The 25,301-nt window shown below is 36.6% G+C and carries 19 protein-coding genes; 10 read left to right on the top strand and 9 right to left on the bottom strand.

What is annotated here, in order from left to right; genetic code table 11:
* Positions 1–40: 40 nt before the first annotated feature.
* From HAV12_RS01915 to HAV12_RS01900, 4 genes are all read left to right on the top strand, one after another.
* Positions 41–757: an NUDIX domain-containing protein gene (locus HAV12_RS01915; protein WP_171568234.1), complete on the top strand. Its 717-nt coding sequence runs from the start codon at positions 41–43 to the stop codon at positions 755–757.
* Positions 757–1,491: an NUDIX domain-containing protein gene (locus HAV12_RS01910; protein ID WP_132037182.1), complete on the top strand. Its 735-nt coding sequence runs from the start codon at positions 757–759 to the stop codon at positions 1,489–1,491. Before HAV12_RS01915 ends, HAV12_RS01910 begins: the two co-directional genes overlap by 1 nt.
* A gap of 165 nt (positions 1,492–1,656) precedes the next feature.
* On the top strand, positions 1,657–3,453 hold the full coding sequence (gene lepA, locus HAV12_RS01905; protein ID WP_171568233.1) for a translation elongation factor 4: 1,797 nt from the start codon (positions 1,657–1,659) through the stop codon (positions 3,451–3,453).
* A gap of 411 nt (positions 3,454–3,864) precedes the next feature.
* A complete protein-coding gene (locus HAV12_RS01900; protein ID WP_171568232.1) occupies positions 3,865–4,821 on the top strand; it encodes a YafY family protein in 957 nt (318 codons plus the stop codon).
* A 67-nt stretch (positions 4,822–4,888) separates the two neighbouring features.
* On the opposite strand, the gene HAV12_RS01895 is transcribed toward HAV12_RS01900, so the two are convergent.
* Both HAV12_RS01895 and HAV12_RS01890 read right to left on the bottom strand, forming a co-directional pair.
* The gene (locus HAV12_RS01895) at positions 4,889–5,368 is read right to left on the bottom strand and encodes a DinB family protein (RefSeq protein WP_171568231.1); all 480 of its coding nucleotides are present in this window, start codon (positions 5,366–5,368) and stop codon (positions 4,889–4,891) included.
* A gap of 183 nt (positions 5,369–5,551) precedes the next feature.
* Positions 5,552–6,484 (bottom strand): 1-phosphofructokinase family hexose kinase, encoded by a 933-nt coding sequence (locus HAV12_RS01890; RefSeq protein WP_171568230.1) that lies wholly within the window; start codon positions 6,482–6,484, stop codon positions 5,552–5,554.
* Between the two features lie 168 nt (positions 6,485–6,652).
* On the opposite strand from HAV12_RS01890, the gene thiL reads away from it, so the two are divergent.
* Positions 6,653–7,699, top strand: a complete 1,047-nt coding sequence (gene thiL, locus HAV12_RS01885; RefSeq protein ID WP_171568229.1) for a thiamine-phosphate kinase — start codon at positions 6,653–6,655, stop codon at positions 7,697–7,699.
* Between the two features lie 68 nt (positions 7,700–7,767).
* On the opposite strand, the gene HAV12_RS01880 is transcribed toward thiL, so the two are convergent.
* The 5 genes from HAV12_RS01880 to HAV12_RS01860 all read right to left on the bottom strand — a co-directional run bounded on the left by HAV12_RS01880 (position 7,768) and on the right by HAV12_RS01860 (position 13,593).
* A complete protein-coding gene (locus HAV12_RS01880) occupies positions 7,768–8,466 on the bottom strand; it encodes a response regulator transcription factor (RefSeq protein WP_132037177.1) in 699 nt (232 codons plus the stop codon).
* On the bottom strand, positions 8,463–10,427 hold the full coding sequence (locus tag HAV12_RS01875; RefSeq protein WP_306462580.1) for a tetratricopeptide repeat-containing sensor histidine kinase: 1,965 nt from the start codon (positions 10,425–10,427) through the stop codon (positions 8,463–8,465). The genes HAV12_RS01880 and HAV12_RS01875 overlap by 4 nt, the downstream gene beginning before the upstream one ends.
* Before the next feature lie 187 nt (positions 10,428–10,614).
* Positions 10,615–10,872, bottom strand: coding sequence for a hypothetical protein (locus tag HAV12_RS01870; protein ID WP_171568228.1), 258 nt, complete (start codon positions 10,870–10,872; stop codon positions 10,615–10,617).
* A 173-nt stretch (positions 10,873–11,045) separates the two neighbouring features.
* Entirely contained in the window at positions 11,046–11,855 is an 810-nt protein-coding gene (locus HAV12_RS01865) for a LytTR family DNA-binding domain-containing protein (protein ID WP_171568227.1), read from the bottom strand.
* Positions 11,856–12,054: 199 nt separating this feature from the next.
* Complete coding sequence (locus tag HAV12_RS01860) at positions 12,055–13,593, bottom strand: glycine--tRNA ligase (RefSeq protein WP_171568226.1); 1,539 nt, start codon at positions 13,591–13,593, stop codon at positions 12,055–12,057.
* Positions 13,594–13,754: 161 nt separating this feature from the next.
* On the opposite strand from HAV12_RS01860, the gene HAV12_RS01855 reads away from it, so the two are divergent.
* Positions 13,755–14,372, top strand: coding sequence for a ComF family protein (locus HAV12_RS01855; protein WP_171571617.1), 618 nt, complete (start codon positions 13,755–13,757; stop codon positions 14,370–14,372).
* A gap of 11 nt (positions 14,373–14,383) precedes the next feature.
* Here the strand turns inward: HAV12_RS01855 and HAV12_RS01850 are convergent, their stop codons facing one another.
* On the bottom strand, positions 14,384–17,146 hold the full coding sequence (locus tag HAV12_RS01850) for a reprolysin-like metallopeptidase (protein WP_171568225.1): 2,763 nt from the start codon (positions 17,144–17,146) through the stop codon (positions 14,384–14,386).
* Between the two features lie 196 nt (positions 17,147–17,342).
* On the opposite strand from HAV12_RS01850, the gene HAV12_RS01845 reads away from it, so the two are divergent.
* From HAV12_RS01845 to HAV12_RS01830, 4 genes are all read left to right on the top strand, one after another.
* Positions 17,343–18,272, top strand: coding sequence for a bifunctional riboflavin kinase/FAD synthetase (locus tag HAV12_RS01845; RefSeq protein ID WP_171568224.1), 930 nt, complete (start codon positions 17,343–17,345; stop codon positions 18,270–18,272).
* A gap of 119 nt (positions 18,273–18,391) precedes the next feature.
* Positions 18,392–18,829 carry a hypothetical protein gene (locus HAV12_RS01840; protein WP_132037170.1) on the top strand — a complete coding sequence of 146 codons (438 nt, stop codon included), beginning with the start codon at positions 18,392–18,394 and terminating at the stop codon, positions 18,827–18,829.
* 171 nt (positions 18,830–19,000) lie between these two features.
* Positions 19,001–20,089, top strand: a complete 1,089-nt coding sequence (bioB, locus tag HAV12_RS01835) for a biotin synthase BioB (RefSeq protein WP_132037169.1) — start codon at positions 19,001–19,003, stop codon at positions 20,087–20,089.
* 80 nt (positions 20,090–20,169) lie between these two features.
* Complete coding sequence (locus tag HAV12_RS01830) at positions 20,170–21,048, top strand: cupin-like domain-containing protein (RefSeq protein ID WP_171568223.1); 879 nt, start codon at positions 20,170–20,172, stop codon at positions 21,046–21,048.
* A gap of 56 nt (positions 21,049–21,104) precedes the next feature.
* Here HAV12_RS01830 and HAV12_RS01825 read toward each other — a convergent pair whose 3' ends face one another.
* A complete protein-coding gene (locus tag HAV12_RS01825; protein WP_171568222.1) occupies positions 21,105–24,959 on the bottom strand; it encodes a T9SS sorting signal type C domain-containing protein in 3,855 nt (1,284 codons plus the stop codon).
* Between the last annotated feature and the right edge of the window lie 342 nt (positions 24,960–25,301).

Genomic DNA, 25,301 nt, shown 5'->3' with positions numbered 1-25,301 from the left:
TCATTTTATTTATTTAATTTGTCAAAATTTAAAGTAGGTTATGGTTAAAAATGAAGATGAGGACTCTCTTTTAAAAAGCGAACAGACCGCGATGAATGCGATCACAATTGACTGTGTCATTTTTGGTTTTGACAAAGGAAGTCTGGAAGTGCTTTTGGTACAGCACGGGGAAGGAATCAGTAAAGGAAAATGGGGACTTCCGGGAGGATGGATTTATAAAAAAGAAAGTACCGATTCTGCTGCCCATCGTTTATTGAATGAGCTGACCGGCCTTGACAATATCTACTTAGAGCAATTAAAAGCATTTGGCGATCCGGATCGTTTCCCGCTTCGACGTGTTATCACCATTGGCTACTATGCTTTGGTAAAACGCGAAGACTATAATATTAAAGCCGGTTTTACCGCTGCTGATGCCAAATGGTATAAAATAAACAGCATCCCCGATTTAATTTACGATCACAACGAAATATTAGGGTACAGTCTCAAACATCTTCGCAACAGGGTTCGCCAGGCACCGTTAGGATTCAATCTTCTTCCTGAGAAATTTACTTTGCTGCAACTCATGCATCTGTATGAAGAAATTCTGGGTGTAGAAATGGACAAATCAAATTTCAGGCGTAAAATCCTTCACATGAAATTACTGGTTGCTCTTGACGAAAAACAACAGGATGTTTCGCACAGAGCCGCCAAATTATATAAATTTGACCCGGACATTTACAGGAAACTTACTGAAAAAGGATTTAATTTTGAGTTTTAATGACTTCTTCCTTTTCTAAAAACATTCCGAAAATTAATACTCCTGTAACTGCTGATTCCAAATCTTTTATAGAGGGCATTTCGATTGACTGCGTTATTTTTTCTTTTGATAAAAAAAATCTTGAAGTTCTTTTAGTTCATCATGCCATAGGAGAAAGTGCCGGGAGATGGGGCGTTCTTGGAGGAAATCCGGAACTGGACGAAAGTATTGATAATGCTGCATTGCGAATATTATATGAACTCACGAGTCTTGACAATATCTATCTGGAGCAATTAAAAGCTTTTACAGATCCTGACCGTGTAAAGAGCGAGAGAGTTATAACTATTGGATATTACACTTTAGTAAACCGTGAAGATTATAATATTAAGGCCAGCGTTTCAGTATTTGAAGCCAAATGGTTTAAAATTAATGAGGTTCCGGATTTAATTTTTGATCATAACGAAATCCTTTCATATAGTTTAAAACAACTTCAAAACCGGGTTCGTCAGGCTCCTATTGGTTTTAATCTTTTACCTGAAAAATTTACTTTATTACAATTAATGCATTTGTATGAAGAAATTCTTGGAATCGAAATGGACAAATCAAATTTCCGCAGAAAGATTCTTCATATGAAATTATTAGTTGAACTTGACGAAAAGCAAAAAGATGTTTCACACAGAGCGGCAAAATTGTACAAATTTGATCCCGAAATCTATAAAAAACTGACTGAAAAAGGATTTAATTTTGAATTTTAAGGCTCAATTTATATTCCAGAATCTAACTATCGGGCAACTACATTCCAGAATCCAAAACTTTCCGCTATCTTTGCGCCTTAATAACACGCTCTGCAGCAATTGCTGCAGCGTAAAATTATACCCGGAAATACCTAAAAACTCGCATAGAGAATTGACATATAAAAAATGAAGAAGATACGTAACTTTTGCATTATTGCACACATTGACCACGGTAAAAGTACATTGGCAGACCGATTATTGGGCGCTACACAAACCGTTACAGCTCGTGAAGAAAAAGCACAATTGCTTGACAACATGGACCTGGAGCGTGAGCGTGGAATCACCATAAAAAGTCACGCCATTCAGATGGAATACACTTATAAAGGAGAAGAATATATTTTAAATTTAATTGACACTCCCGGTCACGTCGATTTTTCATACGAAGTTTCCCGATCTATTGCTGCCTGCGAAGGTGCACTTTTGATTGTTGATGCTGCACAGAGCATTCAGGCACAAACGATTTCTAACTTATATCTGGCTTTAGAAAATGACCTGGAAATTATTCCGGTTTTGAATAAAGTAGATTTACCAAGTGCTAATCCTGAAGAAGTTAGTGATGATATTATTGATTTATTAGGGTGCAAACTGGAAGATATTATTCATGCTTCCGGAAAAACAGGTTTTGGTGTTGAGAATATCTTAGCTGCCATTATCGAAAAAATCCCACCTCCATCAGGAAATGTTGATGAGCCATTACAGGCTTTGATTTTCGATTCACATTACAATCCGTTTCGTGGAATTGAGGTTATTTTCCGTGTGAAAAACGGACAGATTAAAAAAGGGCAAAAAATTAAATTCATGGCCACAGGAAATGAATATTTTGCCGATGAAATTGGAACTTTAAAATTAAATCAGGTTCCTAAAAGTGTGATTTCTGCAGGTGATGTTGGCTATTTGATTTCTGGAATTAAAGAAGCCAAAGATGTAAAAGTTGGAGATACTCTAACGGATGCTAAAACGCCTACTACCAATATGATTACAGGTTTTGAGGATGTAAAACCAATGGTATTTGCCGGAATTTATCCTGTTGATACAGAAGATTATGAAGATTTGCGTTCTTCTATGGAAAAACTGCAGTTGAATGATGCTTCGTTAGTTTTTACACCTGAAAGTTCTGCGGCGTTAGGATTTGGTTTCCGTTGCGGATTCTTAGGAATGCTTCACATGGAAATTATTCAGGAACGTTTAGAGCGTGAGTTTGATATGACTGTAATTACTACGGTTCCTAACGTTTCGTATCTGGCGTATACCAAAAAAGATCCTGAAACACCATTTGTGGTAAACAATCCTTCTGACTTACCGGAACCTTCTCGTTTAGACCGGGTTGAAGAACCGTATATTAAAGCAACAATCATTACAAAATCTGACTTTGTTGGAAATGTAATGAGCCTTTGTATCGAAAAACGTGGCGTAATTACCAATCAAACCTACTTAACGACAGAAAGAGTTGAATTGAATTTTGATATGCCTCTGGCCGAGATTGTATTCGATTTTTACGATCGTCTTAAAACGGTTTCTAAAGGGTATGCTTCTTTTGACTATTCTCCAATCGGAATGAGAACTTCAAAATTAGTAAAACTTGATGTGCTTCTGAATGCCCAAACGGTTGATGCGCTTTCTGCTTTGATTCACGAAGATAACGCCTATAACATCGGTAAAAAAATGACCGAGAAATTACGCGAGTTAATCCCGAGACAACAATTTGACATTCCGATTCAGGCGGCAATTGGTGCTAAAATCATTGCGCGTGAAACGATTAAAGCACTTCGTAAAGACGTTACCGCGAAATGTTACGGTGGGGATATCTCCCGTAAACGTAAACTTTTGGAAAAACAGAAAAAAGGTAAAAAACGTATGAGACAAGTAGGAAATGTTGAAATTCCTCAGGAAGCGTTTATGGCTGTTTTGAAATTGAATGACTAAGTTTTTTTTAGAAAATAGAATAAAGAGAATAGAATATAGATTGAAACCCGATGACGAAAGTTGTCGGGTTTTTTGTTTTTAAAACCTACAGGAGAAACATTATATTATATTCTCAAAGTATATTGTAGAGGCGCATAGCTGTGCGTCTACGACAAATGCAAATTTCGGATAATGTTTTCAACCCATAAATCTGTCCTAATTTGGAACCAATTTTTTACTTCTCTAAACGCTGAACCTTTGTATCTTTGAACCATTGTAACCAGAAAAAAAAACTCAGAACCTCAACCACTCAGAACCTTACTAACTCAAAAAAAAACTCTGAACCTTTGTATCTTTGAGCCTTTGCACCTCAAAAGAAAAAAACCTCAGCAACTTAGAACCTTAGTAACTCAGCACCTCAAAAAGAAAAAAATGGACGAAACCCCAAAACGATTTGACCGAATTGTCGCTATTCTGATTCAATTACAATCCAAGAAAATTGTAAAAGCACAGGAATTGGCAGATCGCTTTGAAGTTAGTTTAAGAACGATTTATCGGGACATCCGAACTTTGGAAGCTTCCGGAGTTCCCATTTACAGTGAAGCCGGAGTGGGTTATGCGTTGATGGAAGGTTATCGATTGCCTCCGGTTATGTTTACACGCGAAGAAGTAAGCAGTTTTATTGCGGCCGAAAAACTGATGCAGAAATTCACCGATCCGTCTCTTGGATCACATTATGCATCAGCAATGTTTAAATTGAAATCGGTTTTGAGAAGTACCGATAAAGACTGGCTTTCGAACATTGAATCACGAGTCGTAATGCAATCGGCAGACCCTTTATTTCACGACAAATCACCCAATACGCTGGCGCTTTTGTTTGAAAGTATTGCCGAGAAAAAGCAAATCATTTTATCTTATAAAACATTAGAAGCTGAACAACCGACCCATAGAAATATCGAACCTGTCGGCGTTTTTCATGATCATAACAATTGGTATTTTCTGGGGTATTGCCATCTGCGAAAGGATTATCGTCAATTTAGAACCGACAGAATTCAGGGTATTCAAAAAACAGAATGTGATTTTACAATAGAACATGATTCCTTGGAAACCTATTTAAACAAAACTGAAACCATTCCGACGACCAAAGTCAGAATCCTGATTGAGAAAAAAATAGCCCGATACCTGGAGTTCGAAAGAAAATACCACGGTTTTGTCTCTGAAAAAGAAATCGACGGACAAATAGAAATGACCTTTATGTGCCGTGATATCGAAAGTGGTTTCCCGCGTTGGTTCTTAATGTTTGGAGATTACGCTACAATTCTGGAACCCGAGAGTCTCAAAGTCCGAACTTTAGAATTACTGGAAGTCAACAGAAAAAGACTTTTATAAAAAAACTCCTTAAAGTGAATTTAGCGTTCACTTTAAGGAGTTTTTTTCTGGCCAATCTTCAGGAATGCTATCTTTCCCAGAAAAAAGGCGGATCAATACCTAAAGCTCTCAGATACACATATGCTTGTCCGCGGTGATGTACTTCATTATCTACAAAATATAGGATATTCTGAATTACAGGAAATTCATATTGACCAAAAAGATTAAAGGTTTCATTAAAATCTTCAATCGATAATTTTTCCCAATACTGATTGATTTCTGAAGTTGCCTCGTCCCATTTTTCCAGATATTGGGCTTTAAAAATTAGTTTATCTGATTCTTCGGCGAATCCTTTCACTTCTTTATTTACAATTCCTTTTAACCCCGGAACCGCAATCGCTAAAAGTTCATCGGTTAATTTGGCAAATGTTCTCATACCTCCTATCGAAAATTCAAAGAAATCTTTTTCAGGAAAAAGTTCAATTACACGACGGGTTAGTGCGCGGTGTCCTTGCCAGTGTTTCAACAAATCTTCGGGAGTAATTACCTGGGCAGCTAATGTTTTCATAGTTTTAAAGTTTTAATTATTTTAATACTTCAAAATTATTAAGGTCCGGTGACAACAGTTTGTCAGCAGGAAAAAAAATATTTTTATTCCTGTTTCCTTTGGCTCTAACCGGTATAAAACCCACAGCCTTTAAAAACAGGTCCGGTCTAATACAGGGCCAAGTAGCAGAACTTCTAACCAAAATTACTTTTCCTTCAACCATTCAAACAAACGATTGGCATCTTCAGGCTTAAACAATTGTGTTCCTTCGTTCATTGTTGCGGCAGAGCCACAGGCCACTCCCCACCGAATAACTTCTTTTAAACTTTTATTTTGAGACAATGCCCAAACCATCCCCCCGACCATACTGTCTCCCGCTCCAACGGTACTTTTTTTGGCAACGTTTGGCGCCGGAACATATTCATAAGCATCTTTTGTAACCAAAACTGCTCCCTGAGGACCGAGAGAAACGACTACAATTTCGGCTCCTCCTTTGGCTATGATTTTTTTGGCAGCTTCATTGACTTCCTCCATTTCCAGGCGTTCGGCTCCGACTAATTTTGCCAGTTCGCCTACATTTGGCTTAATCAGGTAGGATCCGGTTTCCAGCACTTTCTTTAAAGCTTCTCCGGAAGTATCCACTATTAATTTCGAATTTGATTTCCTGGCAATTTCGGCCACTTTTTGATAAAAACCAGTTGATAAACCTTCATTTAAACTTCCGCTTACTACCAGAAACCCCGGCTTTAAATCCGAAATTGTTTCAAGGATTTTTTTAACCTCAGAATCAGATAAGATATTACCGGAAAATCCAAAACGATATTGAGAATTCGTAGTATCATCAACTGCAATAAAGTTTTCCCTCGTTGGTGTTACGGTCTGAATGGCTTCAAAAATGACTCCTTCTTTTTTGACTAAATCTTTGAGCATTTCACCGACTGGTCCGCCTGATGTAAAAACGGCTAATGAACTTCCGCCTAAACGTACAATAGCTTTAGAAACATTTATTCCGCCGCCGCCAGCATCAAATTTTGGGTTTTCGCATCTTATTTTATGTTCAGCAATCAGACCTGAAAAATGAGTGCTTTTATCTACGGAAGGATTTACGGTAAGTGTAACGATATCAAATGTTTTCATTTTCTGAATTTTTTATTCTATTAAAGATGCGAAAAAAATATCATTTAAAAAAAGAGGAGATTTACAAGTGTTTCCGATAGATACCAAAGACACACTGCTGTTTGTCTGCTGTATTAAGCGATTAAAATTTGTACCTTTGCACCTTTAAAAACTTTGCACCTTAAAAAAATGATCGAAGATAAAAATCCACAACGTACCAGTATAGCGCAATTAGGAGAATTTGGCCTGATTGAACATTTGACCAAAAACTTTGATGTTACTCAGGAATCTACTTTAAAAAGTATTGGAGATGATGCAGCTGTTCTTGATTTTAAAGACAAAAAAGTAGTTGTTTCTACGGATTTACTGATTGAAGGCGTACATTTTGACCTGGCTTATATGCCTTTAAAACATTTAGGATACAAGTCTGTCGTTGTAAATATATCTGACATTTGCGCCATGAATGCCAGACCAACTCAAATAACGGTCTCTGTGGCCGTTTCTAATCGTTTTCCACTGGAAGCCTTAGAAGAATTATTTGAAGGAATTACGCATGCTGCAAAAGAATATAAAGTTGATGTTATTGGCGGAGATACTACTTCATCGCAAAAAGGTTTAATTATCAGCATTACCGCCATTGGTGAAGCTAATGAAGAAGAACTTGTATACCGAAATGGTGCCAAACATACCGATTTGCTTGTTGTTACGGGAGATATCGGCGCTGCATATATGGGATTACAGGTTTTGGAACGTGAAAAACAGGTTTTTCAGGTAAACCCAAACAGCCAGCCGGATTTAGATATGTACAGTTATCTGATCGAGCGTCAGTTGAAACCTGAAGCGCGAAAAGATGTCCGTACTTTATTGCATGCTCTTGAAATCAAGCCAACTTCCATGATTGATATTTCGGACGGATTATCATCTGAAATTATTCATCTGTGCAAACAGTCAAAAGTAGGTTGTAATTTATACGAAGACAAACTTCCGTTAGATCCCCAATTTATATCGACTTGTGAAGAATTTAATATTGACAGTACTACGGTTGCCATTAATGGCGGGGAAGATTATGAATTGTTATTTACGATTGACATTAATGATTTTGACAAAATAAAAGGCAATCCGAACTTCTCGGTTATTGGTCATATGGCAGATGAAAGTGAAGGAATTCATTTAGTGACGCGTGCGAATAGTAAAATTGCCTTAAAAGCACGTGGCTGGGATGCTTTGAGTGAATAAATTTTAAAAATTCCAAATAAAAAATTCCAAATTCCAATGACAGCATTATTGGAATTTGGAATTTTGCATTAGAAAAGTGCTTTACTTTTGGCTTCCTTTAGCAGATCTTCGTCAGATCCTGATTTTATTTTGAGAAGTTCTTTTAAATTGGTTCTTCTCTTTTCTATCGCATTTAAAGAAATTGGAATGTACTGCGGCATATCGGCTACGGAAGTTCCTTTTGACAAATGAAATAAAATCTGTTTGTCGAATTCATCAATTTCTATCGAATTATGCGGCGCCTGACTTAACATTTTCTGAACCGACTGGCTGTAGTATTTTTCATTTTTCATTACCCTGTCGAATGCAAAAAGCAGTTCATCAAAGGTCAGATCGTTTTTAATAATTAAACCGTTCGGGCTTATGGTCCTGATTATTGTTTTAATTTTCAGCAATTCGGTATACATCGTCAATAAAATGATTTTGCAGCGCGGCATTTTTTTTGAGATTAATTTGGCCAGATCTTCTCCTGAAAAAATATCCTTTTCTTCATAGGATGGCATACTGATATCTAAAAAAGCAATATCAAAATCCGGCGTTGCTTCATCTTGTATCAAATCATATCCGGATCTGCAATCGTAGGCCTGCGAAATCACAAATTCGTATTGTTTCGTATTGTAACGCGTAATTGCATTTTTGTATCCTTCAATAATAAAAGGATGATCATCTACAATTAATATATTTTGCTTTATTAATTGTGAAACTAAAGTGTTGGGGTCAACTGTCATTTCTTCTGTAGGTTAATTTTTTGATCGATGGGTATTTTTACTAAAAGCAGGGTTCCTTCTCCTTTGGCAGATTTAATGGTTACGGTACCCTTACATTCTGCAGCTCTGTATTCGATATTATGCAATCCTATCCCGTTTTTTGTTCTTTGGGGATTAAATCCAGCCCCGTCATCAAAAACAGATAAAACCAGGTAATTTATTTCACTCTTAAATTCGACCTTTATCGTTTTGGCTTTTGCGTACTTATTGCAATTCTGCAATGCTTCCTGAACAATCCTGTATAAATTAATCTTAACTGCATTGCTAACCAGTTCCCATTTGATCTGAGAATCAAAAGCAGTTATGAGTTGAGAAGGATAGGTGTTTTGTTGATTATCAAACAATTTGTTCAGAATCAAAACAAAATTATTAATTAATTCTGATTTTTCCCTATTTAGATCGTGTGAAATTTCGCGTATATCTTCCTCTATGTTTTTTAGTTCCGTTAAATATTTTTTTCTTTTTAAGGCAGCTTCCGCTTCATCGATCTTATCCAGACTGTCCAGACTGATCCGTACCCCAAACATTCTTCCCAAAACACCATCATGCAGCTCCTGTGCCACTTTTTTCTTTTCCCTGATGCGGGTCATTTCGATGTCATTCTGTTGGGAAATCATCAGGTTATAAATATCTTCATTCGCAATTTGCTGCTGTTGCTTAAAAAGTAATTCCCGGTTTTTGGCCTGCTGGGTTTTGTACACATAAAAAAACAAACCCACCAAAGTACAAATACTAAAAACATACACCAGGGTTTTATTCTTTTCCTGCAGATTCGAGTTTTGGTCTTTTATCTCATTCGTTTCGTATTCAATACGGGAGAATTTTTCACCCATTTTACGCTCCGCTTTCAGCATTTTATCGTTGAGCCGGATATATTCCCGTGAATAAACAGAAGCATTTGCATGATCAACAACGGCAATTTGTTTAAGAGCTTCTAATATGTTCCTTATTTTATTTGAATTTTTAGATAAAACTAATGCTTGTTTTGAATACTGAATGGCCTTGAAAGTATCTTTCTTAAAAGCATAATATTCAGATAAATGTATTTTATTTAATACAACTCCTGATTTTAGTCCAAGACTATCTCTTATTTTCAAAGCTTCAAAGAATTGTTTTGGCAACCCGTCAGATTCCTTTAATTTGAACTTCGAATAAGCTAAATTGTCTAATACGATAGCATATAAAGTAGTATTTTCTTCGAATAAATTTTTTTGATTTAAGCTTTTTTGAAAGTATAATTTGGCTTTCCTGTAATTTTGCATTCTTAAATAAACAAATCCTATATTATTTAATGACGTTGCTTCCAATTGATAATCGGCTGGAATAGATTTGTCTGCAAGGGTATTTAAGGCAATTTTGTGCAGTTGAAGAGCCTTATCGAATTCCTCTTGTTCATTGTACAATATTCCAAGTAAATTATAGCAGTCAAAGAGCACATCATTAACATTATTTTCTTTTTTCAGAATACGAAGCGCTTTAAAAACACTGATTTCACTTTCAAAGTAATCACCTCCATTATATTGAAGATTTGCTTTATCCAGAAAGGTTTTAGCCAGATTATTTCGATCATTGATCTTCAGATAAATTTTTTCAGCTTTAAAATAATTCAGAAATGAACTGTCTGATATAGATTGAGATCTGTAATAGTCTCCCAAATAGCTATATGCTTTAGCCATGTGGATGGAGTCGCGGGAATTCGTTGCCCTTTCTAAAATTAATTTTGTGGTTTGCAGATAAGATTTCCAATCGTTCATGTTATAATATCGATTGGCGACTTTAAAAAGATTTACTTTATTAATAGAATCGTCTTTTTGCTCTATAATTGTGCTTAGAGCTTTTTTATTATATTGCTGCCTGTAGTTAAAAGGCAGATTTATATCACTTGCTAATGACAAGTACGTAGCGAGGCTATCTTTTGACAAGCTTACATTTTTATCTCTTTGATTTTTTTGGGTACAACCATAAAAAACAACACATAAAAAGAATAATATTAAATAGTTATTTTTCAACAGCTTTCTTGAATTTTACCAAAAATAGTAAAACTAAAGACGAAAAAAAAGGCTATCAAAAAATTGACAGCCTTTTCTTAAATTTTTAACTTTTATCTGATTAATCCATTTTGACATTCATTCTTAAAGACTGACCATCAGCGCTTAAGTTACTTGAATGATTATTATTTAAATCTGATTGATTTACAGTTCGTGTAAAATCGTGCTTTTGTCTGCCATCTCTTGTACCCTGACCATCAATTGGTGTTATGATACTTAATTCGTCATTAGCGATATTCTTTGTAGTGTCAGGAGTAGTAAAAGAAGTTGTTACCATTACTAAAGAAAATAATCCGATTGTTAAAGCTGCTTTTTTCATGTTTTTGGGGTGTTTGTTTGTGATTTTTTATTTGGGGTATATGACCGCTGTATTGCAATCATGGGACAAAGCTACGTTGAGAACCAAAAAATATTGTATGAAAAAATAAGTTTGTGGTAAAACATGCCCAATTGATAGTCAATGAGCCTGAAATGTATGTAATTACTTAATTTTTAGACTTCTAAGTAATTACCTTCAGAAAAATTAGCAATAATTAAGTCTACATTTGATTTGTAGGTTTTTGAGAAAGGAATTTTTTTTGAAGAGTTTTTGATGTAACAAACTGAGTTACCGCTATGAATACGTGCTACATAATTTCGATTAATAATGTAACTGTTATGAATTCGGAAAAAAGGATAGGAAAGTACATTCTCAAAATACTTGAGTGTTTTAAAAGCAGTAACCATTTCACCGGAATTAAGATAAATATCGGTTGAATTATTGTCTGCCTGAAAATAACTGATTTCAGACGCATTAAGATAGCGATAATCACCGTACGACTTTATACAGATAACCAGAGGTTTTTCGATATTCGTGGTTCCTTTAATAAAGGGAATAGCAGCAGTACTACAATCGTCCGCTCTTTTAAGAAATCGTGCCTCCAGGGCTATTTTATCTAATTTTAAAATAGTTTTAAGCAAATCCGTTTCCAAAACGGGTTTTAGCAAATAATCAAAAACACCATATTGAATCGCATCGTAAGCCCATTCTTTTTTTAAGGTCGTAACAATAATTTTGGGCAGGACCGACAAATACCGGTACAGTTCACTGATGAAGTAAAGCGATAAATCGCCCGATGCATTTTTGGGATCAATTTCTAAAAAAACAAGTGACGGCTGGTGCTGTAAAATCAAAGTTAATCCCTGTTGCCCATTCGCAGCTGATGCCAAAAAAGTTAACTCTGAAAAACCTTCTGCAACAGTTTTGGTCTTCAGACTACTTTCAGCATCATCATCAATAATAATATACGAATACTTTTTCAATATGGGAAGGTCTTGATTTTATCTACCACTAAAATTACGAATAACAATTATTTAAAAATTTAATTGTTGATACATTACAGGCAAATGTTAACATAAAAAGACAAAACACAAAAACATCTGATCAATGTATCGCCTAAATTAAAAAAATCCCAAACTCCTGACGGAATTTGGGATTATTTATTATTTTTCTGTAAAAAAATTACATTTTCATTAACCAGTTTTTCATCGAGACTTCGTTTTCAATAATGTCTTTTAATTCCGCTATTTTTACACGGTCCTGTTTCATTGAATCTCTGTGACGAATGGTTACTGTTTCGTCTTCGATTGTTTGGTGATCTACTGTAATACAAAACGGAGTCCCTAAAGCATCCTGTCTTCTGTAACGACGTCCTACCGCATCTTTTTCATCGTAAGCAACATTGAAATCCCATTTTAAATCTTCGATAATTTTTTTCGAAATTTCAGGTAATCCGTCTTTTTTAACCAATGGTAAAACTGCTGCTTTTGTTGGCGCCAGAACTGATGGTAATTTTAAAACTGTTCTTGTTGAACCGTCTTCTAATGTTTCTTCCTGCAAAGAAGTTGCAAAGACAGACAGAAACATACGATCTAAACCTACTGAAGTTTCTACTACGTATGGCACGTAATTTTCGTTCAGTTCAGCATCAAAATATTGTAATTTCCTACCTGAAAATTTTTCATGCGCTTTTAAGTCAAAATCAGTACGAGAGTGAATCCCTTCTAATTCTTTGAATCCAAAAGGAAAATTAAACTCTATATCTGCTGCTGCATTGGCATAATGCGCTAGTTTTTCGTGATCATGAAAACGGTAATTTTCTTTCCCTAAACCTAACGACAAATGCCATTTTAAACGTGTTTCTTTCCAGTGGTGGTACCATTTCATTTCTTCACCCGGACGAACGAAAAATTGCATTTCCATTTGTTCGAATTCACGCATACGGAAAATAAATTGTCTTGCAACAATCTCATTTCTAAAAGCTTTACCGGTTTGGGCAATTCCAAAAGGAATTTTCATACGACCTGATTTTTGTACATTCAGGAAATTCACAAAAATACCCTGCGCCGTTTCCGGACGTAAATATAAATCCATTGCAGAATCTGCAGAAGCTCCAAGTTTAGTACCAAACATTAAGTTGAATTGCTTTACGTCTGTCCAGTTTCTTGAACCCGTTTCAGGATCAGCAATTTCTAATTCTTCAATTAGCGCTTTTACATCCTGAAGATCTTCGCTCATACCTTTTGCAAGTCTTTCCAGAATTTCTCTCTCTTTAGCCAAATATTCAACCACACGAGCATTTGTCGTAATAAATTCTTGTTCGTTGAATGCATCACCAAAACGAGCTTTTGCTTTTTCGATTTCTTTTTTAGCTTTTAGATTTAACTTTTCAGCATAATCTTCCACTAAAACGTCAGCTCTGTATCTTTTTTTCGAATCTTTATTGTCAATCAACGGATCATTGAATGCATCAACGTGACCTGAAGCTTTCCAGGTAGTCGGATGCATTAATATTGCGGCATCAAGGCCAACAATATTTTCATTCATCTGAACCATTGATTTCCACCAATATTCACGGATATTCTTTTTTAACTCGACGCCATTCTGTGCATAATCATACACTGCACTTAATCCATCGTATACTTCGCTTGACGGAAAAATAAATCCGTACTCTTTTGCGTGCGAAACCACATTCTTAAATATATCTTCTTGTTTTGCCATAGTGATGCAAAAATATAAAAAGTACGTTTAAAAAAAAGAAAAATAATAAAGATTGAAGCGTTGATTTCGTTATTTTTGTAACTAAATTCTTTCTATTTGTGTTTAATTATATTATTGACCTGTTTTTTCCTAAAGTTTGCGCCGGATGCCATACAGTTTTAATGACTTATGAAACGGTCTTGTGCAGTAAATGTCGACATGAAATGCCTTTGACGCAATATTACCTGGATTCCAAAAATGAAGCTGTCAAAAAGTTTTATGGAAAAATTGACATTGAGCATGCGTCTGCCTTTTTATACTTTAATAAAAAAGGTATTGTTCAGGAACTCATTCACAACCTAAAATACAAAGCCCGGGAGGAAATCGGAACTATTTTAGGAAACTGGTATGTAGAAGATTTAAAAAAACTAAAATTAGAAACTCCGTTTGATGTTGTAATTCCGGTTCCGCTCCATAAAAGAAAATTTAAAGAAAGAGGTTATAATCAGGTCAGTACTTTTGGAAAAGCCTTAGCTGAAGGTTTAAACATTACTTATGATGATGCTGTTTTATATCGAAAAATATATTCGAAAACACAATCAAAAAAGAATCTTTTAGGAAGATCCGAAAATATAGAAAATATATTTGACGTCACTTTCTCAGCAGAAAGCCATCATAAACATTTTTTAATTGTCGATGATGTTCTGACTACCGGAGCCACACTCGAAGCTTGTTCACGCGCCCTGCTAAAAATTCCGGGAGCAAAAATCAGCATCGTTTGTATGGCAATGGCGCACTAAAATTTTACAAATTAGTTAATTACTATCTTCTTAACTGTTTTTCGATTACCATCAATAACGCTTACCAGATAAATTCCTGAAGTCACATTAGAAAGCTGAATGTTTTCATTAAAATCAGCTGACGGTTCAAAAGCGTGTGAATAAATCGTTCTTCCCAAAATATCAGATACCAAAACTTGAACTCCCGAATTGGATTCCGGTGTAAACTGAATTGTAAAACTTCCTTTATTTGGATTTGGAAAAAGAGCAAAATCAATAGCAGTTGCAACTTCATCAGTCCCTAACGTATATTTTTGCGCCTGAATGGTAATCGATGCCGAGTTTATAGTTCCTACTTGTCCGGCATCAATATCGCGAACCATTAAGGTCCAGTCACCATAAGGACTTTCATTATTAAATGCACTTAATTTACCAGCCGGGAAAACAGTTTGCAACGTTTTTTCAGCACAAGAGATTGCACTTCCTGCATCATCATATTTTAAAGACAACGTATTTGAAGAACTGCCACAACTTCCGTCAAACAAATTAACAATAGTTCCTTCAGGACTCATAATACTAATCTGAACATCTGATAAATAAGTATGTGTAAAATTAATATTCAGATCTACATCACTAATAGCGGTTCCATCTTCAGCAACTGCATTTTTTGCCGTTTTCTGACCATCACTCATGCTTGCCGTAATGCTGTTTTTTGCTGTACTAAAAGGAGCAGTCACCGTAATTATTCTTGTTGTATAAGTTAAATTTCCATCGGGAATTGCGATTGGAGTATTGAAGGTGTACGTATTCGAATTTGTTGAAACGGTGTAACCAATCGCAAACTGATTGCTGTTTACAGCGTAATAAATATTAGCCGTTGGCTCAATCAATAACCTGCAGGTCATTGCTTTAATGTCAGCCGGAACAGTGATAATTTCCGAACCGTCATTTGGTGTGCCGGATACTAATGTGATTGGAAATGTTAAACCACCATCTGTAGAAAGTTTAATATTTACATTTGTAGAACCTGCCAAAGCAGTAGTATTATTAACACTCCAGGAAATCGTTTGCTGGCTTCCGTTTGCCCAGCCAATATTATCTGTGTTTTGAGAAGTAACAGCAAATGGCCCTGCATTTGCATTCACCACCACGACCATAGCATCTGTTCTGGTCTGCGCTGTTCCCTGAGCAGCATTGTCCCGTCCCGTTAAAGTAAAATTCAAAGTTCTGGCAATGTTAGAAACGGACTCCCAGGTAGATGATAATTTATTTTGCAGCACAGCATCTAATTGTGGCATATATCTAATCGGCGAACTAACCGGCAGAAAAGAACGGAACAATGCTCCGTCCGGTTTTGTTGGATACGCTTTACTGGTTTCCCCGGATGTGCTTGTTGCGTTATCGTTTTCTTCCCAGCAATAAGTTATTGTATTTCCTTCTGCATCAGAACCTGTTCCTTTTAGCACAAAAGCGGTTCCTTTTGGAATTGTATAATCGGGACCCGCACTTATGGTTGGCGGATTATTGGTTAAAGCCGTACTTACAGGACAGCTCACACTTGAAAGTGTATTTTGAATTTGTAAAATACTAACATAGGCAAAATAATCGTCTGAGTTATTTTGTACGTCATAATCCTCAGAAATTCCGGCATATCCCATAATGGTAGAACCACTTCCCGGCTCCACATTTACATTTGTTCTTTCACTGCCATCATATGAAAATGTATGATTAGCTCCTAATTGATGTCCAAATTCGTGAATTACGAAATCAATATCAAAAGTATCTCCTTCCGGTTTTGCATTAGAGGGTGAGGTATAACCACTTCCTTTTCCGTCAGGTTCGGAAGCTGTCGGATTCACACAAATACAACCTATACATCCTGCATTTCCTCCTCCGCCTGAAGCACCAAATAAATGTCCGATATCATACGCACTATTTCCAATTACGTTTGTCAGAGTAGTCTGGACTTCCTGATTCCAGGCGCCATCCGTTCCTTCAGAAGCATTAGAATAGGGATCAGTAGCAGCATTGGTATAAATAAGGGCGTCATTATTTGCTATCAAAACTAATTTGATCGCCAGGTCTCTGTTAAAAATTCCATTTACTCTCGTCAATGTGGAATTCATTGCAGCCAGTGCTCCTGCCTTAGTTCCGCCAAAATAAGCTGTATATTCTCCTGTACAAGACAGGGCCAGTCTCAAAGTTTTAAAAACCTTGTTGTTTGCGGTTTCCTTTGAGGCAGGGGCGTTTTTTGCTGTTTTTTGATTATTTGAAACTTCTTTTGTAGAACAATTTAATGTTGCTTTTGCAAGAGTACTTTTAGAAGCAAAAACCACATACTGCGTTTTATCATCAGGATTGCTTTCTATAAATTCCGGGCTTTTATCTACGCGAAGTACCATAGATTGCAAACCGGCCGGCGAAAGGCTAAAATGAATTTTTGCCGATTTATCGTCAATCCCTGCTCCTTCATACGCTCTGATGTCCGGGTATTTCGCCTGTAATTCCGCATCAAGATTAGAGGATTCCCAAATAGTGAATCGCTCTAAAACTCCATTTGTGTTAGGGACAGTAATTTCTGAAGTATTACTTTTTGATTTTTTATCCGTTGCCGCTGTCAGTTTTTCTTTCAGGAAATCTGCGTTTAATTTAAAATACAACTTTTCTGAATCTTCAGCAGTTACTTTTCTATTAAAAACAGAAGTTGGGTTCACTTTTTGCCACAAAGCATCGTTTTGAGCATTCACATTGGCGCAAGAGAAAATAATTGCTATAAAAAGTAATAGTTTTTTCATAAATCAGTGGTATTTGAAGCCATCAAAAATAAACCAATTAAATTAAATTCTTACATATGTTAGACATTTAATTGCTTTTCATCGACGAGTGGCCTGTTTTTAACAAAAAGAAACTAAATTTCATTAAAAATCAATTCAGCTGAGCATCAATTTTAAAATAGATAGTATAAATTTGCACCATCTTAAATAATTTGCTTTGAAGCTTTTTCATTCTATAAACGATTTTCGGTCAACCAAGAAAACTATTTTAACTCTTGGCACCTTTGATGGTGTGCATATTGGTCATAAAAAAATTCTGGAGCGAATTACGCAAAACACTGAAAACGGCAAATACGAAAGTCTGGTTCTTACTTTTTTCCCGCATCCGAGAATGGTCCTCCAGGAAAAATCAGAAATAAAACTTTTAAATACGATTTCCGAAAAAACAAAACTTCTCGAACAAACCGGAATTGAAAATCTTGTTATTCATCCATTTAACGAAAGTTTTTCAAGATTAACAGCCGAAGAGTTTGTACATTCTATTCTGGTGGATCAGTTTCATATTCAGAAAATAATTATCGGTCATGATCATCGTTTTGGCAGAAACAGAACTGCTGACATTAATGATTTAATTGCTTTCGGAAAAGAATATGGTTTTGAGGTGGAGCAAATTTCAGCTGAAGAGATCCAGGATGTTTCTGTAAGTTCTACTAAAATCAGAAAAGCTTTAGACGAAGGAAATATCGCTTTAGCCAATGATTATTTAGGTTATGCTTATTTCCTGAGTGGTGAAGTGGTAAAAGGAAAACAACTCGGGCGCACTATAGGTTTTCCAACGGCCAACATTCAGATTGAAGAAGAATATAAAAAAATTCCAAAAAATGGCGTTTACGTCGTTCAGACCCTGATCAATGGAAAAGAGGTTTTCGGAATGATGAATATTGGTTTTAACCCAACTGTAAATGGAGAAAAACAAACCATAGAAGTACACCTTTTTGATTTTGATACTGATATTTACGGGCACAAAATTGAAGTTTCCTTATTGAATTATCTTCGTGAAGAACAAAAATTTGGTTCTGTTGAGCTGCTGAAAGAGCAATTAAATCAGGATAAAAAAACGGCAATGGCTTTTATTGGTCAGCTTTAGAAAAGGCCAAAGCGTACTTTTTGTTATTTTTTAAATCATCGTAGTTATTTTTTTAGTAAATTTGATATACAGCACTGTTTGTCAATTGTTTACTATTAACTTCTCTAAAAATAACCATTATGAAACTACCTAAAGAAATCACCAACGGTTTTTTAATATTCCTTGGAATTGGCATCTATTTTTTACTGATGAATGTATTAGGGCTTGCCGATTTGTTTTACCTGCGTACCCTCAATGTATTTTTTATATTTTATGGTGTAAATAAAACCATGCGAATGAACCTGCAGGAAGGTGAAACCAATTTTGTTTCAAATGCCGTTTCTGCAATGGCAACTTCTGTGGTTGGTGTGGCATTGAGTGTATTCGGATTACTGGTTTACAGTTATGCAAGAGGCGGTGATGCGTATGTAAAAACACTTTCGTCGACTTTTATGTTTGGCGGAGATCCTTCTGTACCAACCTATTGCATCTGTTTATTATTTGAAGGAATAGCATCATCGGTAATTGTCACTTTAATGATGATGTTGTATTGGAATAATAAATATGTAGCGGATTAGTTTTTCAAAATAAAACCAACAATTTAGCACTCTAAAATCATAAAAAAATATAATTCTATGATTTTAGAGTGTTTCTTTTTTGAAAAAACCTGCTAAATATTCATTTACAGAATACATCATTGGTTGATTAGAACAATTTAACTACTTTTGAAGCATCAAAAAATTGTATCAATGAGCATTACAAAACACAACTGGACAAAAGACGAAATAATCGCCATATATAATAAACCTATGATGGACCTGCTTTATGAAGCAGCAACGATTCACAGAGAAAAACACGATCCGAACGTAGTACAGGTTTCTACGCTGTTATCGATAAAAACCGGAGGATGCCCTGAAGATTGCGGTTATTGCCCACAAGCTGCCCGATACAATACAGGTGTTGAAGGAAATGATTTAATGAGCGTAAGCCAGGTAAAAGCTCAGGCTTTGCGTGCAAAATCCAGCGGATCATCTCGTGTTTGCATGGGAGCTGCGTGGAGAAACGTAAAAGACGGAGAGGAATTTGATCAGGTTTTAGAGATGGTTCGTACCATCAACAAACTCGATATGGAGGTGTGCTGTACGCTGGGAATGATTACCGAAAACCAGGCACAACGTTTGGCAGAAGCAGGATTATATGCTTACAATCACAATTTAGATACTTCTGAAGATTATTATAAAGATGTAATTTCGACACGTGCTTTTGAAGACCGTTTAGAAACAATTGAAAACGTTCGTAAAACCAATGTTACGGTTTGCAGCGGAGGAATTATCGGAATGGGAGAAAGTATCGAAGACAGAGCAGGAATGCTTGTAGCTCTTTCTACATTAAACCCGCAGCCGGAATCAGTACCTATTAATGCATTAGTGGCTGTTGAAGGAACTCCTCTGGCAGAAGAAAAACCAGTTGAAATCTGGGAAATGATCCGTATGGTTGCTACCACAAGAATTATAATGCCGGATACGCAGGTTCGTTTGTCTGCCGGAAGAACCAATATGAGCCGTGAAGGACAGGCCATGTGCTTTTTTGCAGGAGCCAATTCTATTTTTGCAGGAGACAAACTACTTACTACTCCGAACCCGGATGTACAGGAAGACATGAAAATGTTTGAGTTATTAGGATTGAATCCGCAGAAACCATTTACTAAGGTTTCACAGCCAAAAACCGTTGAAGCAGGAGATTCTCAATTTGCTCCGTTAGGTGAAAAACCAAAATGGTCAAGACCGGGACATTCAATTGAAAGAAATCTTGAGGCTTCGATTAAATCAAAAAATTAATTAAAAGAGTTAATAAATCTCTTCCAATATTTTTAAATTGCTTGTAACACAGAGTTATAAGCAATTTTTTTATTTAAGAGATGAAGTTAAAAGAAATCGAAAGGGTCAATAAAATCTCAAAAACTGATTTTATTTCCCAATACGTCAAAAAACAAATTCCCGTTGTTATTGAACAGCTGACCGAAGACTGGCCGGCTTATGATAAATGGAAACTTTCCTATATAAAAGAAATCGCCGGTAATACAATTGTTCCCTTATACGACAACAGGCCCGTAAATCACAAGGATGGCTTTAATGAAGCTCATACCAAGATGAAAATGAGCGATTATATTGATCTTTTAGAACAAAGACCTACCAATTACCGTATTTTTCTTTATAATTTAATGAAGCAGGTGCCAGCCTTAAACAAGGATTTTCTATGGCCCGATATCGGCTTAAAATTAGTCCGGCAAATGCCTATGTTGTTTTTTGGAGGGCAAAATTCGAAAGTCTTTATGCATTACGATATTGACTATTCCAATATTTTACATTTTCATTTTCATGGAGAAAAACAGTGTATGTTGTTTGCTCCCGAACAATCAAAATATATGTACAAAGTTCCGCATGCACTAATTTCAAGAGAAGACATCGATTTTGATAATCCTGATTACGAAAAATGGCCGGCACTCCAAAATGCAGAAGGGTATATTACAAATCTCAAACATGGTGAAATGTTGTACATGCCGGAAGGCTATTGGCATTACATGAAATATCTGACACCCGGATTTTCCATGAGTCTGCGTTCTTTCCCAACAAATATCTCTAATTTATCAAAAGCATTTTATAATGTTTTCATCATGCGTCATTTTGATATTATGATGCGGAAATTCAAAGGCCAAAAATGGATTGATTACAAAAATGAAAAAGCAATCCGGAATACTCATGAAAATTTGCACCAGACTTCTTTAAACAGATCCTAAAAAAAGGCAGTTTTACCAAATAGTAAAACTGCCTTTTTACAAGTATTTTTTAAAATCTAAAATATAACTTTCCGAGTGCTTATCGTATTGTCGGCTAACTTCACCTTCACCAGAAGAACCTGATTTTGAGATCTTAAATTTACAATTTGAAAGGCAGGATCGTTAAGATCTGATTTTTTATAGATCATGTTCCCTGTTACGTCATAAATAAGAATCTCATTAATTATTTTTTCAGGAGCATAAATACTGATTGTTTTATCTTTCGTACTTATTATCATTTCTTTTCCGGAGTTTTCAAACTCATCTATTCCCAACGATGTATCCTTGTAACGCAATATAAAGCGATTGTCAAAAACTCCTATTGCACTTGAAAACGTATAGTTACTGTCCCTTAAGTTATGTACCAGTCCTGTTACTTTATCTTCGATGTAAATAGCCTGATTTACTAAATTACCATCCGAATCATCAATTGAAATTGTAAAATCACTTACAATAGCAGAACGATACCCCAAGGGAACCGTATCGGTATCTGAGAAAGGCAGTGCGCGACCCTGAATAACATATTTATAAGTACCGTTTATACTATAAAAATCAAGAAAGGGATTGGCATCAAGGGTTATTCCGTCAAATCTATTGTCGAAACCATTTGTCGCTTCTTCTATATAACCCACTAGCAATTGTTTAAAAGCCCCTCCTTCGTTTGTCATATTAAGCCATAAACGATGTCTCTCCAAATCTGCTTTTTTTGATGTGTTTGCTGTTTTAAAGAATTGGTTATTACTTGTACCTCCTAATCTCATCGTATTATTAAAAACAGGTGTTCCGGAATTAACAGTTGTTGCAAAAAAAGACTGTCCCGCAGCAATTTTGCCGGTTGGTTTTACTCCGGCATCTGTTGCCGGATTATCTGTATGTCCGGGAGAACTTTTTGCAGATATCCCAACACCTCCACTCCTATTGTAACTGGCATAATCATCGTCGCTATATTCGTATTGGGCCGCTGTTCCTACAGGAGTATTGTGAGTCCAAAAAAAGATGGTTCCGTCTAAAAATAAATTTGCATCCAAAAACAAATCTGCATCCAGCGCAGAAGGATATGGATTCCCGATTAAATAGGACTTACCAGCATCCATAATCTCGCCAGACAGCGTCCCATTGTTCGGAACACCATTAAAAGAAGCAGTATAATCTTCTCTTGTTCCATTTGAATACGTTTGCGGTCCGCGAATAATATAGCCTTTACCAACAACCATCGTAGTATTTCCGGGAGTAATCACCCAATTTGTTCCATTATAGCCAAAGTATTTATCCGCCAAAGTAAAAGGAGATACATCAAATAATGTTTGCGGGCTTACTGGTGTTGACCAGTATACAAAATCAGCCAAAAGAATTTGTTTAGCAGTACGTTTGTAAGTGATAGCACCGGAATTTATGCCTGGATTATTATTGATTTGAATTAAACTCGAATTATTTTCAAATATTAATTCCGTTCCTAATGCTGAATCAACAATTAAACCATTGTTTACCGTTAAAGTATTTAGTGCCGTTACGGTTATTTTTATTCCCGGATTCACCTTGCAGGTACAACTGTTTAGATCTCCCGTTATAGCATAATTATCCGCAAAAATTACATTCTGATTTATGGTAGGTGTTCCGTTTGACCAGCCTCCGGCGATAGTGTAGGTATTCGTTATAAGCGGATTTATTGTAATATTAGATAAGGATGATGAAACACAACTGCCGGTATACTGAACAGTAAAATTATATGTTCCGGCCGCAAGTCCTGTAACCGTGTAGGTTGTTGGATCGGGACCACTGCCTCCATTGTAAGTATTCGAAGAAAAACCAGTTTGTACGATCGTATAATTGCTAATGTTGGGTAATCCTGTTAAAACTATGGTACCTGTTTGTAGGGCACATGTTGGCTGTGTAATTCCACCGTTAATCGGAGTAGCCGGTATTGGATTAATTGTAATTGTTGCAGCACCACCTGTAAATCCTGAACTTCGGACACAACTATTAGATCCTGTAACAGAAACCAAAGTATAGGTTGTTGAAGCAATAACCGGAGTTGTAAATGTTGCAAAAGGAGTTCCGCTGGTAACATTTGTAGCAGTACGATCGGCTCCTCCGTTTTCTTTGTAAACTATCGTGTAAGGACCTGTTCCGGCTGTTGCCGTAAAGGTTAATTGTCCTGCTCCTGTTGCACAAAAGGGGCCATTTGCTGTTAAACTTCCCTGTGGCAGCGGATTTACGGTTATAGTGGCAGAACCCCCGGTAAATACGGAACTTCGCACACAAGTATTTGCTCCTGTTACAGAAACCAAAGTATAGGTTGTTGAAGCAATAACCGGAGTTGTAAATGTTGCAAAAGGAGTACCGCTGGTAACATTTGTGGCAGTACGATCGGCTCCTCCGTTCTCTTTGTAAACTATGGTATAGGGACCTGTTCCGGCTGTTGCTGTAAAGGTTAATTGTCCTGCTCCTGTTGCACAAAAGGGGCCATTTGCTGTTAAACTTCCCTGTGGCAGCGGATTTACGGTTATCGTTACAGGAGTTGAAGGTGTGGAAGCACAGGGTCCATTTTGAACAATAGCTCTAAATTGAGTAGTAGCAGTAAGAGGCCCGGAAGTATAAGTTGTAGTTGTATTACTAATATTTGTCCAGGTTGAAAATGGACTAACTGATGACTCCCAATTTAAGATTGTTCCGGTATGACCACTTAAGGTTAACAAACCACTCGTTGCCCCGGAACAAATTGGTGAAGTACCAGTTACAGCTCCTCCAGCTGTCGGGCCGAAAACAGTTAAGTTAGCTACATTATTAGAACCAATAGTTGATGTACATTCACCTGATGCCAGATTTGTAACCGTAATCGTAGGTGTACCGGCAGCAGTTAAACCGACTGCGGTAAAAGTCCCCGTTCCCGCCACAGCAACAGTTAAAGTTGCGATAAGTGCGGTGCCAGTTGGATTACTACGGTTATACGTTACGGTATAAGTACCTACGGGTAAAGAAGCAGCACTTCCTGTTAGTGTGACCAAAGAAGTTCCTGCTAAAGTACAAGCATTTGCTGCTGAAATTCCGGTAATACTGTAAGTTGGGCAAGTATAGTCAATTTTAATTTGCCCTTGAGCACCCGCACCTCCAGCCAATGGACCTCCTGAACCCGCGGTCATTGCACCCCCGCCCCCACCACCTGGGCCGGTTCCATTATTACCTACACTATTTACGCCTAAAATTACACTAGCAATAGCAGCTCCACCAGCTCCACCTCCAGGCAAAGCACCCGTTCCTCCTTTACCGGATGAAAACAAAAGACTCAACAGTGAAGTTCCTCCAGGATCACCGTTACTACCCGAAGTCTTTGTAGCGGGATTACCAAATGAGGCAGAAGCCTGACCTCCTGTACCACCAGCTGGACTACCACCTGTAGTATTTGCTGTACCACCTGATCCTCCGACTGCTAAAATTACAGTTTCAAAACCTGTAATTGTTGAGCTGGCTCCATTTGCACCATTACCAGTTGTACCGGCTGTTTGTGCCCCTACAACTAGACTTATATTGGTATTGGTTAGAGTAGAAACTGATATCGTTGCTGTTGCGTATGCGCCACCACCACCACCTGCTCCACCTCTTCCGAAACCTCCTCCGGGAACACTGGAGCCTCCTCCGGCGCCTCCGGCTCCCCATGCCTGAACAGTCATTGTACTCAATCCGGGAGGGACAAATACGGAAGTATTCGTTGTGTAGGTATGTGATATGGTCTGGGCCACTGAAGAAGCAAAAACAAATAAAAAAAGAAAAGAAAGTTTTGCCTTAAAAAACGGAATTTCTAAATAATGCAAATTAGCTTGAGAAGAACAATGCATCGAAAACGAAAACAGAAAAGATGGTAATTTTTTTTTCATCAGACTAGTTTTTAAGTTAAAAGAAAAAAGAAAAACCAAACACTGGGGGAAGTCTGGTAACATTAAATTCTAAATACCATAAAAAGTAATACTGATTACAAAACCCATCTTATTACTAAAACTACTAAAATGCTGTTTTTATTTAGTGGTATTCAAAATAGCAATCTATATTTCGGCAGATAAAAAAGAAACAATTTTCGTAACACAAAATGTCCCTGATTGGCTTATAAATACGTTGATTATGAAAGTATTACAACAAGGTACGATTTTATCTACACAGTGGTCAAATATTTCAAATTAAATTGTAAGAATTTAACACTAACCCTATTTACATACCGCTCA

This window comes from Flavobacterium sp. CLA17 (assembly GCF_013112255.2).
In the GTDB taxonomy this organism is placed as follows: Bacteria; Bacteroidota; Bacteroidia; order Flavobacteriales; family Flavobacteriaceae; genus Flavobacterium; species Flavobacterium circumlabens.
Note: the sequence above shows the minus strand (reverse complement) of the source record. Positions and strands in the feature narration are given on the sequence as shown.